At 64.5% G+C, this 12,073-nt stretch carries 10 protein-coding genes; 4 read left to right on the top strand and 6 right to left on the bottom strand.

What is annotated here, in order from left to right; translation table 11 throughout:
* Positions 1-81 precede the first annotated feature (81 nt).
* A complete protein-coding gene (ectA, locus tag DVB37_RS08440; RefSeq protein WP_120154618.1) occupies positions 82-642 on the bottom strand; it encodes a diaminobutyrate acetyltransferase in 561 nt (186 codons plus the stop codon).
* Positions 639-1,190: a MarR family winged helix-turn-helix transcriptional regulator gene (locus DVB37_RS08435; RefSeq protein WP_046803710.1), complete on the bottom strand. Its 552-nt coding sequence runs from the start codon at positions 1,188-1,190 to the stop codon at positions 639-641. Before DVB37_RS08435 ends, ectA begins: the two co-directional genes overlap by 4 nt.
* Before the next feature lie 289 nt (positions 1,191-1,479).
* Here DVB37_RS08435 and DVB37_RS08430 point away from each other — a divergent pair, with 289 nt between their 5' ends.
* Positions 1,480-2,421: a MurR/RpiR family transcriptional regulator gene (locus tag DVB37_RS08430; protein WP_120154615.1), complete on the top strand. Its 942-nt coding sequence runs from the start codon at positions 1,480-1,482 to the stop codon at positions 2,419-2,421.
* A 32-nt stretch (positions 2,422-2,453) separates the two neighbouring features.
* Entirely contained in the window at positions 2,454-3,800 is a 1,347-nt protein-coding gene (locus tag DVB37_RS08425; RefSeq protein WP_120157420.1) for an aspartate aminotransferase family protein, read from the top strand.
* A gap of 13 nt (positions 3,801-3,813) precedes the next feature.
* Here DVB37_RS08425 and DVB37_RS08420 read toward each other — a convergent pair whose 3' ends face one another.
* The 4 genes from DVB37_RS08420 to parE are packed head-to-tail and all read right to left on the bottom strand — an operon-like array spanning position 3,814 to position 10,000.
* Entirely contained in the window at positions 3,814-5,025 is a 1,212-nt protein-coding gene (locus DVB37_RS08420) for a DUF418 domain-containing protein (protein WP_240434058.1), read from the bottom strand.
* A gap of 29 nt (positions 5,026-5,054) precedes the next feature.
* Positions 5,055-7,385, bottom strand: a complete 2,331-nt coding sequence (parC, locus tag DVB37_RS08415) for a DNA topoisomerase IV subunit A (RefSeq protein WP_046803712.1) — start codon at positions 7,383-7,385, stop codon at positions 5,055-5,057.
* 45 nt (positions 7,386-7,430) lie between these two features.
* A complete protein-coding gene (locus DVB37_RS08410; protein WP_046803713.1) occupies positions 7,431-8,039 on the bottom strand; it encodes a YcxB family protein in 609 nt (202 codons plus the stop codon).
* Complete coding sequence (parE, locus tag DVB37_RS08405) at positions 8,039-10,000, bottom strand: DNA topoisomerase IV subunit B (RefSeq protein WP_046803714.1); 1,962 nt, start codon at positions 9,998-10,000, stop codon at positions 8,039-8,041. Before parE ends, DVB37_RS08410 begins: the two co-directional genes overlap by 1 nt.
* A gap of 328 nt (positions 10,001-10,328) precedes the next feature.
* Between parE and trxA the strand changes: the two genes are divergently transcribed.
* Together trxA and rho are read left to right on the top strand one after the other, a co-directional pair.
* Entirely contained in the window at positions 10,329-10,655 is a 327-nt protein-coding gene (trxA, locus tag DVB37_RS08400) for a thioredoxin TrxA (RefSeq protein WP_006218534.1), read from the top strand.
* Between the two features lie 116 nt (positions 10,656-10,771).
* The gene (gene rho, locus DVB37_RS08395) at positions 10,772-12,031 is read left to right on the top strand and encodes a transcription termination factor Rho (RefSeq protein ID WP_006218533.1); all 1,260 of its coding nucleotides are present in this window, start codon (positions 10,772-10,774) and stop codon (positions 12,029-12,031) included.
* Positions 12,032-12,073 lie beyond the last annotated feature (42 nt).

Genomic DNA, 12,073 nt, shown 5'->3' with positions numbered 1-12,073 from the left:
ATCCCTCCGGATGCGGTGAACGCATTCGGACAGGCATTGCCATCCCGGTAATTTCGATAAGTCCGCTGGGGTTGCGCTGCCCTACGGGGCAGGCAATGCGAACGGGCCTATCCTCAACAACATCTCGTCGTCATGGTCCGCGCCACCAAACAATTGCCGGTCGAAGAACGGCTGTTCGGAAACGTGGGCGCCAAGCTCGCCGGCCAGGCCGGTAAAGCTGCGGCGCGATGCCTGGTTGTCAGGCCCCACCGTGGTTTCAAGATTTCGAACATGCTCGAGCCCCTTGCGCTGCAAGAGTTCGCGAAGCATGGCGCGGCCCAACCGATGGCCGCGTGCGCGGGTGTGCACCGCAACCTGCCAGACGAACAACACGTCGGGGCGGGTCGGGATCACATAAGCGGAGATAAAACCGTCGATACGTCCGCCGGCACTTTCGGCGATGACGCAGGTGTCGCTGAAATGCTCACCAAGGAGCAAGTAGGCGTAGAGGGAATTCAGGTCGAGCGGCGGGCACTCGGAAATGAGCTGGTGAATGGCGGCGCCGTCTTTGCGGGTGGGCGGACGCATCGTATGGGTCTGCGCGCGAACCGCCGGCGCCACGGCACTTGAGAGATGGGGGGTGTCCAGTTCGTTTTTCTTCATGCAACGATTCCCGATTCTGGGGGTGCCCCGCCCGTGGGCACTTCAAGGATGGGCGACGATACATCGCCGTGCGGTTCCGCTGCGACTGCCTGCCCTTCCTGCTCCATCAGCGCCACGATGCGTTCCAGCGATAGCGTGATGGTGGCTTGCTCGAGCTCGGGCAACGCGTTCAATGCGTCGGCCAGATGCTTTTGCAGGGGAGACGGGGCGCCTTGGGCCAATTCGCGGCCGGCGTCCGTGGCAGTAACGAAAACAATGCGGCGATCTTCGCGGCCGCGTTCACGGCGGATCAAACCCTTGTCTTCCAGGCGGTCCAGGATGCCAACCACCGTGCTGGGGCTGACATGCATTTCACGGCTGATGGCCGTGGCCGTCATCGGGCCATTGGCCATTACCGTGCGCAGACACATCAACTGCGGAGCAGTGATATGGCTGACCGCGGACAACTGTCGCGAGTGCAATGCGATCGAACGCGTGATGCGGCGCAGGGCTCGCAAAATGCGCAGGTCGTACTGCTGGGAGGGATCAGTGTTCGCGGGGCTGGTCATGGAAGAGAAAGGTTCGGTCAAATTCATTTCTACACGAATGATATGCGCCCGATGTATTCACGTCAAACAAAAAACCCGCGCACGATGTAAATAAATGAACACGGATTTGCAGAAGATATAAGCAAATTTCCCGGACTTGCGAGAGGAGCAAGTGGCGTGCTCAAGGCGCGGCCGTGTGGGCTAGAACCGCATCGCCGCACGGGAAATGCCGAACAAAAAAAACAATTGTTTTATTTAAATGCGCGGCTATATCATTTGTTTTTAATCGGTAAACCCGGGCCTTACCTACATGTCATTGCCCCCTGACCTCATCCCGACCTTGCAGCAAAAAATGGAAGGACTGCCACCGGAGCTGCAACGCGCGGCGCATTGGGTGGCGGCGCATCCGGCGCAAGTGGGGTTGTGGTCGATGCGGCGTCAAGCCCAGGCGCTGGGCGTGGCGCCGGCCACCATGCTGCGGCTGGCGCGGGCGCTGGGCTACTCCAGCTACGAAGCATTTAGACAGCCTTTCCAACAAGCGCTTGCCGGCGATAGCGGGCAAGCCCAGCCGGGCCTGCGTGATCGCGCCGCCGCGCTGCAAGCGGCGGCCGGCGATGCCGCCACGCCGGGCCACGACGCCTTGACCGACTACCAGGTCCAGGCGGTGACGTCAGTGTGCGCCCTGAACCAGGCGTCCGCATTCGACGCTGCCGTCCAGACTTTGCTGAACGCGCGGCAGGTGGGCTTTCTGGGCACGCGTTCCGCCTTCGGCATCGCGTTCCAGATGCGCTACGCCTATCAGTTGGTGCGCCGTAACAGCGTGCTGATCGACGGCCTGGGCGGGGCGCCAGCCGAACAGGCCGACGGCCTGGACGCTGGCGACGCGCTCATCGTGATCTCGCAAGCGCCCTACCCCACCGCCTCCGTGCAACTGGCACGCCAAGCGGCGCAGCGGGGCGTGGCGCTGATCGCCCTGACCGACGACCCCTTGTCGCCGCTGGCCGTGGACGCACGCCACACGCTGCGCTTCGCCCCGCCCGACCGCGACGGCGTGCGGGCGAACCCGGCCCGCCGAGGGCCCGGCTCGTTCTTTCACACCACCGCCGGCTTGCTCGGCTTGGCCGAACATCTGATCGCCAGGTTGACGGCTCGCGGCGGCGCGGACGTCCTGAACCGCCTGACCGAAGTGGAACAGCGCCTGCGCGCCGACAACGTCTATTGGACCGCCCCAACGTCCCGCCGCCCCGGCTGACTTCAACCTTCACCTTTGCCAAACGGATTGCCATGAGCCACTCCCACGTTCTGCATCGTTCCCTACGCCAGACGCCCCCTGTCGCCGTCAGCGGCCAAGGCGTGTGGATCCACGACAGCGCCGGCCGTGCGTACCTGGACGGTTCCGGCGGCGCCGCCGTGTCGTGCCTGGGGCATAACCACCCCGACGTCCAGGCCGCCATGCACGCCCAGATCGACGCGCTGGCCTATGCCCACACCAGCTTCTTCACGACCGACGTCGCCGAACAGCTGGCCGCGCGGTTGGTGGCGGACGCGCCGCAGGGCATTTCGCACGCGTACTTCGTGTCGGGCGGGTCCGAGGCGGTCGAGGCCGCGCTGAAGATGGCGCGGCAGTACTTTGTGGAAATCGGCCAACCGCAACGGCGCCATATCGTGGCGCGCCGCCAGAGCTACCACGGCAACACGCTGGGCGCGCTGGCGGTAGGCGGCAACGCGTGGCGCCGCGCGCAATTCGCGCCGCTGCTGATAGACGTGGAGCACGTGTCGCCCTGCTACGCGTATCGCGACCAGCAAAGCGGCGAAAGCGCCGAGCAGTACGGCGAACGCCTGGCGCGGGAACTGGAACAGACCTTTGAGAAGCTGGGCCCCGACACCGTAATGGCGTTCGTGGCCGAGCCGGTGGTGGGTGCGACCAGCGGCGCCGTCACCGCCGTGCCCGGCTACTTCAAGCGCGTGCGCGAGGTCTGCGACCGCCACGGCGTGCTGCTGATTGCCGACGAAGTGATGTGCGGCATGGGCCGCACGGGCACGCTGTACGCGGTGGAACAGGAAGGCATCGTGCCTGACCTCATCACCATCGCCAAGGGCCTGGGTGGCGGCTATCAGCCCATTGGCGCCGTGATGGTCCAACAGCGCATCGTGGACGCCATGCAGCAAGGCAGCGGCTTCTTCCAACATGGGCACACCTATCTGGGCCACGCCATCGCCTGCGCGGCCTCGCTTGCCGTACAAGACGTGATCCGCCGCGACAACCTGCTGCAACGCGCGCGCGAACAAGGCGCGGGTCTGCGACAGCGGCTGGAGCAGGCGCTGGGCCAGCATCCGCACGTGGGCGACATCCGCGGGCGAGGTCTGTTCATGGGGATTGAGCTGGTGCAAGACCGCGCCACCAAGCAGACCTTCGACCCCGCGTTGGCGCTACACGCGCGCATCAAGCGCGAAGCCATGGCGCAGGGGCTGATGGTGTACCCGATGGGCGGCACCATCGACGGGCGCCAGGGCGACCACGTGTTGCTGGCCCCGCCGTTCATCATTTCCGATGACGAGCTGGACCAACTGACCGAACGACTGGTTGGCGCCATCGACACGGCGCTGAACGCGGTCCGCCGCGACGTGTGATCCGGTATGCCGATCAGCCCGCTCGCGCGCGCCGCCAAGGCGGTAACGCCCCGATGGTCAGCGCGCGCAAAAACCACTCTACGGGGCCGTATGCGTGATGCTTTAACCACCATGCGGACCACGGCAGCTGCGCGGCGAATATGGCGGCCGCGATGCCCACGGTTGCCAGCGGCGACACCGACGCAAACAGGCGCAGCCCCCAACCGGTGAACAGGAACGCGCAAATGACCGACTGCATCAGGTAGTTGCTTAACGCCATCCGCCCTGCCGGCGCCAGCCACGCCGCCAAACCGCCCAACGCGCGGGTACGGAACGCCAGCAGAAACGCGGCGGCGTACGACATGCTTAACAGCGGCGCCGTCAGCAAGTCCACCGCCAGCCCGGGCAATTCCCAGGCGGCACCGGCAAACGGCAGGGACGAGGTCGCATACAACGCCGACCCCGCCAGGCCGGGCAGCAAGCCGAACGCGCACAGCAGCCACAGCGCGCGTGGTTGCCGCCACGGGTCGGCCAGCGCTTGGCGCCGGCCCAGCGCGTAACCGGCGAGGAACATCGCGAAGACGAACGGCCCTTGCACGAACAACACCATGAACCACACCGAGGTCGTCAATTCCTTGATGTGCTGCGAGATGGTTGTGCCAATCGTGCCGCGATACGCCTCGATGGACGCCAGCGCGTCGGCCCAGTACTGCGCCTCGTAGCCGGCGGGCACGGGGTCCAGGAAACTGAGCAGGCCCAGCACCCCCCACGCCGTTGCGGCCAGCACGATCAGCCACAGCGCGGTGTGCAGCGCATGCCGGGGTGCGATCCGGCGGCACGCCAGCAAGCCCAGGCCTAACAAGGCGTAGGTCAGCAGGATGTCGCCTTGGTAGAACAGCACGGCGTGCAGTGCGCCCAGCACGGCCAGTCCAGCCAGTCGTCGCACGAAGCGCGGGGCGAAGGCCGCCTGGCTGCGTTCAGCCGCCGCCATCTGCAACGTGAAGCTGTAGCCGAACAGAAAGGAAAACAGCAGGTAGAACTTGGTTTCGAACAGGCAGGCAATCAGCCAGCGCACCACCAAGTCCAGCGGGCGGGAGTAGGTCGGATCGGCCATGCCCGCGCCGTAGAACGGCGACGAGAAAACGCCGATGTTCACGACCAGGATGCCGAAAAGCGCAAAGCCGCGCAGCGCATCCACGTGCGCCAGGCGGCTGGCGGGCATGGCATGCGCGGCGGCGTGAGTCATGGGCGCGCACCCCGGCATGGCCTGTGGCCTTACCCCAGCACGGGCGACAAGACCGGCTGCTTGGGACGCACGTCCAGCTGACGGCCCTTGCGCGCGCGCTTGCCCACATACGGCGCCAGCGCGTCACCCACCAGGATGTCTTCGGTCAGCTTGTTGCGATAGATGCCCGTGGCGCGCAGGCCGCGAGCGCCAATCGGCACGGTCTGGTCCAGCTTGTCGGACGCGTCCAGACCCATCAGGATGGTGCCACGGCCCCCGCCCGACAAGGACTTGCATTCGTCCAGCCCAAACACCAGGAACTTGCCCTTGGCCGACAGCAGCGCCAGTTGCGTGGCGCCGTCGAACAAGGGCACCGGGCGCAGCATTTCATCGCCGGTTTCCAGCGTGATGAACTGCTTGCCGGCGCGCTGGCGGCTGACCATGTCGGACAGCTTGGCCGCAAAGCCATAGCCGCCGCGCGTAGCCAACAGCCAACGCGATTCGGGCGCGGCCGCGATCGTGTGCACGATGCGCGTGCCGGATTCCAGATCGATCATGGTCGTGACCGGCTGGCCGTCACCCCGCGCCGAGGGCAAGCCCGCGACCGGCACCGAATACACCCGACCGTTGTCGCCCATGGCGATCAGCGTATCGGTGGTGCGGCATTCGAAGGCGCCGTACAGGTCGTCGCCCTGCTTGAAGGTGAACTGCGCGGCATCGTGGCCGTGGCCCTGACGTGCACGCAGCCAACCCTTTTGCGACACGATCACCGTCACCGGTTCGTCCAGCACCTTGGTTTCGAGCACGGCGCGTTCGGCCGTTTCGATCAACGTGCGGCGGTCGTCGCCATACTGCTTGGCGTCGGCCTCGATTTCCTTGATCAGCAGGCGCTTGAGCGTCGTCGGATTGTCCAGCAGTTCCTGCAACGAAATCTGGTCCTTGCGCTTGTCGGCCAGTTCCTGCTCGATCTTGAAGCCTTCAAGGCGAGCCAGCTGGCGCAAGCGCATTTCCAGAATGTCTTCGGCCTGGCGCTCGGACAGCTTGAAGCGTTCCATCAGCGCCGCGCGCGGCTCGTCGGATTCGCGGATCGTCTGGATGACTTCGTCCACGTTCAGGTAGACCAGCATGCGGCCTTCCAGCACGTGGATGCGGTCGGTGACCTTGTCCAGGCGGAAACGCGTGCGGCGCACCACGGTGTTGGTGCGGAACGCCACCCATTCGACCAGGATGTCGCGCAGGCCCTTCTGGCGCGGCCGGCCGTCGGTGCCGATACACACCAGGTTGATCGACGAGCTGCTTTCCATGCTGGTCTGCGCCAGCAGCGTGTTGACGAATTCGTCACGGTCCACGCGCGAGGTCTTGGGTTCGAAGACCAGGCGCACCGCCGCATCCTTGCCGGACTCATCACGCACGGCGTCCAGCAGGTTCAGCATCACGGCCTTGGCCTGGGTCTGCTCGGGCGTCAGGCTCTTCTTGCCGGACTTGACCTTGGGATTGGTGATTTCCTCGATCTCTTCCAGCACCTTCTGGCCCGAGGTGCCCGGGGGCAATTCGGTGATGACCAGTTGCCATTGGCCGCGCGCCATTTCTTCGAACTGCCAGCGCGCACGCACCTTCAGGGACCCCCGGCCCGCGCCGTAGATCTGCGCGATATCGGCGGCCGGCGTGATGATCTGGCCGCCACCGGCAAAGTCGGGGCCGGGAATCATGGCGTGCAATTCGGCGTCCGGCAATTGCGGATGCTTGATCAGCGCCACGCAGGCCTGCGCCACTTCGCGCAGGTTGTGCGGCGGCACCTCGGTGGCCATGCCCACGGCAATGCCGGATGCGCCGTTCAGCAGCATCATGGGCAGCCGCGCGGGCAGCATTTGCGGTTCTTGCTGGCTGCCGTCGTAGTTGGGCACGAAGTCGACCGTGCCTTCATCCAGCTCATCAAGCAGCAGCTTGGCGATTGGCGTCAGGCGCGCCTCGGTGTATCGCATGGCGGCGGCGTTGTCGCCGTCGCGCGAACCGAAGTTGCCCTGGCCGTCGATCAGCGGATATCGCAGCGAGAAGTCCTGCGCCATGCGCACCATGGCGTCATAGGCCGCCTGGTCGCCGTGCGGGTGGTACTTACCCAGCACGTCGCCCACGACGCGCGCGGACTTCACCGGCTTGGCGCCGGCGGCCAGCCCCATCGCCTGCATGGCGAACAGGATGCGGCGTTGCACGGGCTTTTGCCCGTCGCCCACGTCGGGCAAGGCGCGGCCGCGCACCACGGACACCGCGTAGTCCAGATAAGCCTGTTCCGCGTAGCGCGCCAGCGTGATGGCGGCATTGGCATCGCCGTCGCCATCGGGCGGGGTGGGGTCGAACAGGCCGGGTTGATTGCTGTCGGTCATGGTTATTCAGGTAGACAATTTCATCGAAACGGCGTCAATGCGCCCTTACGCGGAGGGGGCCAGCTGGGTGTCGGCGACATGCGCGCGCAGTTGGGCGCGCACCGCTGCCAGCGTGGCGGCGTCCTGGCCGCGCTTGGGAATGATCACGCCTTGCAAGGTGCCCAGAATGACGTACAGGTGCTGCGGCGTTTCCTCGACGCGGCGGATATCCGACCATTCCATCCGGCCGGAAGCGCTGCCGGTGGTATCCAGAATGCCGTCGGGGCCAAAGTCCAGCTGATGCCGTCCCAGGAAAAGGTCGTCGGGCTGCTTCTTGAGCATGCGGCGCGTGTTCATCCGGACCAGCGGTGGGAGGACGAATTCATACGCCAGCGCCAACAGCACCAGAATGCCCAGGCCGACCGCCAGCCCTTCGAAATACACGGGCAGCATCTGCGACCAGTTGGGCCCCTTGCCGTCCCAGGTCTGCCAGACCAGATAGGCAAAAAGCGCCACGATCATCAGCACGCCAAAGCGCAGGTGCGAACGATACCGACGCCGGCGCAGTTCGGGCCGCCGGTATACATAGGCGGCGAACTCGGCGTAGTCGTCAGCCGTCATGTCGACGATCATGCGGGCGGAGTCGGAAGCGGGGTCGGGCAAGGTGGACGTCATCAGATGTCCAGCTCTGCCAGGTTGCCCTTTTCCTCGATCCAGGCGCGGCGCTGCGAGGATTCACCCTTGCCCATCAGCATATCGAACATGCGGGTGGTGTCTTCGGGGGTTTGATCGCCGTAGCCCACGGGCAGCAGGCGGCGCGTGTCCGGATTCATGGTGGTTTCCCACAGTTGTTCCGGGTTCATTTCGCCCAGGCCCTTGAAGCGGCTGACGGACCAGGCGCCTTCGCGCACGCCTTCCTTGCGCAGCTTGTCTTGCGCGGCTTCAAGCTCGCCTTCGTCCAGGCAGTAGATCTTGCGGGCCGGGCGCTTGCCCTGCGCGGGCACATCCAGCCGGAACAGAGGCGGCTTGGCCACGAACACGTTGCCGGCTTCGACCAGCTTCGGAAAGTGCTTGTAGAAAAGCGTCAGCAGCAAGACCTGGATATGCGAGCCGTCGACGTCTGCGTCCGACAGGATGCAGATGCGGCCATAACGCAGGCCGGACAGGTCCGGCGTGTCGTTGGGGCCGTGGGGGTCTACGCCGATCGCCACCGAAATGTCGTGGATTTCGTTATTGGCAAAGAGCCGATCCCGGTCCACTTCCCAGGAATTGAGCACCTTGCCGCGCAGCGGCAGGATGGCCTGGAATTCTTTGTCGCGCCCCATCTTGGCGGACCCGCCCGCGGAGTCGCCCTCGACCAGGAACACTTCGGTGCGGCTGGCATCACTGGATTCGCAATCGGTCAGCTTGCCGGGCAGCACGGCCACACCCGAGCTCTTGCGCTTTTCGACCTTCTGGGCCGAGCGCTGGCGCGCCTGCGCCTGACGAATTGCCAGTTCGGCCAGCTTCTTGCCGTATTCGACGTTGCTGTGCAGCCAGAGATCCAGCGCGCTCTTGGCAAAGCCGCCCACCAGACGCACGGCATCGCGGCTATTCAGCCGTTCCTTGATCTGGCCCTGGAACTGCGGGTCCAGCACTTTGGCCGACAAGACAAAGCTGGCGCGGGCGAATACGTCTTCGGGCAGCAGCTTCACGCCCTTGGGCAACAGGCTGTGCAATTCGGCAAAGCCCTTCACGGCGCCGAACAGGCCTTCGCGAAGGCCGGATTCGTGCGTGCCGCCGGCCGGCGTCGGGATCAGGTTGACGTAGGACTCGCGCACGGCGTTGCCGTCTTCGGTCCAGGCCACGACCCACTGGGCGCCCTCGCCTTCGGCGAAGTTCTCGTGGTCGGCCCCGGCGTACTGCTGGCCTTCGAAGAACGGCACCATCAGTTCGGCGCCGGTCAGCGCTTCGGCCAGGTAGCCGCGCAGGCCATCCTGGTATTGCCACGTCTTGGTGTCGCCGCTTTTCTCGTTGACCAGCGTGACTTTCACGCCAGGTAGCAGCACGGCCTTGCTGCGCAGCAGGTGCGTCAGTTCGCCCAGCGGAATATTGGGGCTGTCGAAGTATTTGGCGTCGGGCCAAACGCGCACGCGGGTGCCCGACTTCTTGCGGCCGCCCTGGTCGTACGGCGCCAGGGGTTCGGCAACGTCGCCGCCCTTGAAGACCAGGCGGTTGACCGCGCCGTCGCGCCAGACCACGACTTCAAGCCGGGTCGCCAGCGCGTTGGTGACGGAAACGCCCACCCCGTGCAGGCCGCCCGAGAAGGCATAGGCGCCGCCGCCCGCCTTGTCGAACTTGCCGCCCGCGTGCAGGCGGGTGAAGACCAATTCGACGACGGGCGCGCCTTCTTCGGGATGCAGGCCGACGGGGATGCCCCGGCCGTCATCCTCGACGGACACGCTGCCATCACTGTGCAGCGTGACCTGTATCTGTTTGCCGTAGCCGGCCAAGGCCTCGTCTGCGGCGTTATCTATGACCTCCTGCACAACGTGCAGGGGGTTTTCGGTGCGGGTGTACATGCCCGGGCGCTGGCGCACGGGCTCCAGCCCCTTCAGGACGCGAATGGACGCCTCGGTGTAACGTGGAGTGGCCAAGTTATCCCCAACATCTGTGGAAAAAAACCGACATTTTACGGATAAGCCTAGATTCTGCGCGGCTCCCGGTGGGTTGCGCACGACCTGACCAACTCCGAATTCGGTAGGATGATGACAGTCACAGCCGGCGCGTCAGGGCTTGATGGCCCGGATCGCAAACGACTGCGCCGCAACATCCTACACAAAACCAGCAAACCCTGTTGTTATTAACAGTGGTATGCCTGTTGTTATTGACAGTGGTATGCTTTAGCCCATTCCACATACAAGAACAACGGCAAGGCGCGTCCCTTTTTACGCGCCTTTTGCTGCCGAACCGAGAATCACCATCATGAGCGACCAAATCAAGAACGTCAGTGACGCAAGCTTCGATGCCGATGTGTTGAAATCCGGCCAGCCGGTGCTGGTGGACTACTGGGCTGCCTGGTGTGGCCCCTGCAAGATGATTGCCCCGATCCTGGAAGAAGTCGCCACCGAGTACGCAGGTCGCCTGACGATCGCGAAGCTGAACGTGGACGAAAACCAGGGCACCGCCACCAAGTACGGCATCCGTGGCATCCCCACCCTTATGCTCTTTAAAGACGGCCAAGCCGCCGCCACCAAAGTTGGCGCGCTGTCGAAGTCGCAACTCACCGCATTCCTGGACGGCGCGTTGTAAACCGCGTGCTGTGAACGAAGGCGCCGCCCTGGAGGCGGCGCTCATTCAATACCGCGCGAGCCCGTCCGTGGCGCGCCGCCAGAACCCTCCTTTACTTTTCCCCCACATTCACCGCGATGCACCTCAACGAACTGAAGGCGCTGCACGTTTCGCAGCTGCTCGAAATGGCCGCTGGCCTGGAAATCGAGAACGCCAACCGCCTGCGCAAGCAGGAATTGATGTTCGCCATCATGAAACGGCGCGCCAAGCAAGGCGAGCAGATCTTCGGCGACGGCGTTCTGGAAGTCCTGCCTGACGGCTTCGGTTTCCTGCGCTCGCCCGAGACCTCGTATCTGGCCAGCACGGACGACATCTACATCTCGCCCTCGCAGATCCGCCGTTTCAACCTGCACACCGGCGATTCCATCGAAGGTGAAGTGCGCACGCCGAAAGACGGCGAACGCTACTTTGCGCTGGTCAAGGTGGACAAGGTCAACGGCGTGGCGCCCGAAGCGATCAAGCATCGCATCATGTTCGAGAACCTGACGCCGCTGCACCCGAACCGCACGATGCGCCTGGAACGGGACATCAAGAGCGAAGAAAACCTGACGGGCCGCATCCTGGATGTGTTCGCCCCGATCGGAATGGGCCAGCGCGGTTTGATCGTCGCCAGCCCCAAGTCGGGCAAGACGGTGATGATGCAGCACATCGCGCATGCCATCACCACCAACTACCCCGACGCCGTCATGATCGTCCTGCTGGTGGACGAGCGCCCGGAAGAAGTGACCGAAATGCAGCGCACGGTGCGCGGCGAAGTGGTGGCGTCGACCTTCGACGAACCCGCCACGCGCCACGTGCAAGTGGCTGAAATGGTCATCGAAAAGGCCAAGCGCCTGGTCGAAATGAAGAAAGACGTCGTGATCCTGCTGGACTCGATCACCCGTCTGGCCCGCGCCTACAACACCGTTGTGCCGGCCTCCGGCAAGGTGCTGACCGGCGGTGTGGACGCCAACGCCCTGCAACGCCCCAAGCGCTTCTTCGGCGCGGCCCGTAACCTGGAAGAAGGCGGTTCGCTGACCATCCTGGGTACGGCGCTGATCGAAACCGGCAGCCGCATGGACGAAGTCATCTACGAAGAATTCAAGGGTACGGGTAACTCCGAAGTCCACCTTGAACGTCGTCTGGCTGAAAAGCGCGTCTACCCGTCCATCAACCTGAACAAGTCGGGCACGCGCCGCGAAGAACTGCTGATTGCCCCCGACCTGCTGCAAAAGGTGTGGGTGCTGCGCAAGTTCATCCACGACATGGACGAAGTGCAATCCATGGAGTTCATCCTGGACAAGATGCGCGCCACCAAGACCAACGCCGAATTCTTCGACATGATGAAGAAGAAGTAAGCCCACGTGCGGTAAGCCGACGTTCGGTAAGCCGACGCCTCG

Origin of the sequence: Achromobacter sp. B7 (assembly GCF_003600685.1) — a bacterium.
Taxonomy (GTDB): domain Bacteria; phylum Pseudomonadota; class Gammaproteobacteria; order Burkholderiales; family Burkholderiaceae_B; genus Achromobacter; species Achromobacter spanius_B.
This window is presented reverse-complemented; position numbering and strand designations above follow the sequence as displayed.

Excerpts from the sequence above, each read along its gene's own strand:
- DVB37_RS08410 (WP_046803713.1), bottom strand. The coding sequence starts at position 8,039 with ATGACGTCCACCTTGCCCGACCCCGCTTCCGACTCCGCCCGCATGATC.
- trxA (WP_006218534.1), top strand. The coding sequence starts at position 10,329 with ATGAGCGACCAAATCAAGAACGTCAGTGACGCAAGCTTCGATGCCGAT.
- DVB37_RS08430 (WP_120154615.1), top strand. The coding sequence starts at position 1,480 with ATGTCATTGCCCCCTGACCTCATCCCGACCTTGCAGCAAAAAATGGAA.
- ectA (WP_120154618.1), bottom strand. The coding sequence starts at position 642 with ATGAAGAAAAACGAACTGGACACCCCCCATCTCTCAAGTGCCGTGGCG.
- parC (WP_046803712.1), bottom strand. The coding sequence starts at position 7,385 with ATGACCGACAGCAATCAACCCGGCCTGTTCGACCCCACCCCGCCCGAT.
- DVB37_RS08420 (WP_240434058.1), bottom strand. The coding sequence starts at position 5,025 with ATGACTCACGCCGCCGCGCATGCCATGCCCGCCAGCCGCCTGGCGCAC.
- DVB37_RS08435 (WP_046803710.1), bottom strand. The coding sequence starts at position 1,190 with ATGACCAGCCCCGCGAACACTGATCCCTCCCAGCAGTACGACCTGCGC.
- rho (WP_006218533.1), top strand. The coding sequence starts at position 10,772 with ATGCACCTCAACGAACTGAAGGCGCTGCACGTTTCGCAGCTGCTCGAA.
- DVB37_RS08425 (WP_120157420.1), top strand. The coding sequence starts at position 2,454 with ATGAGCCACTCCCACGTTCTGCATCGTTCCCTACGCCAGACGCCCCCT.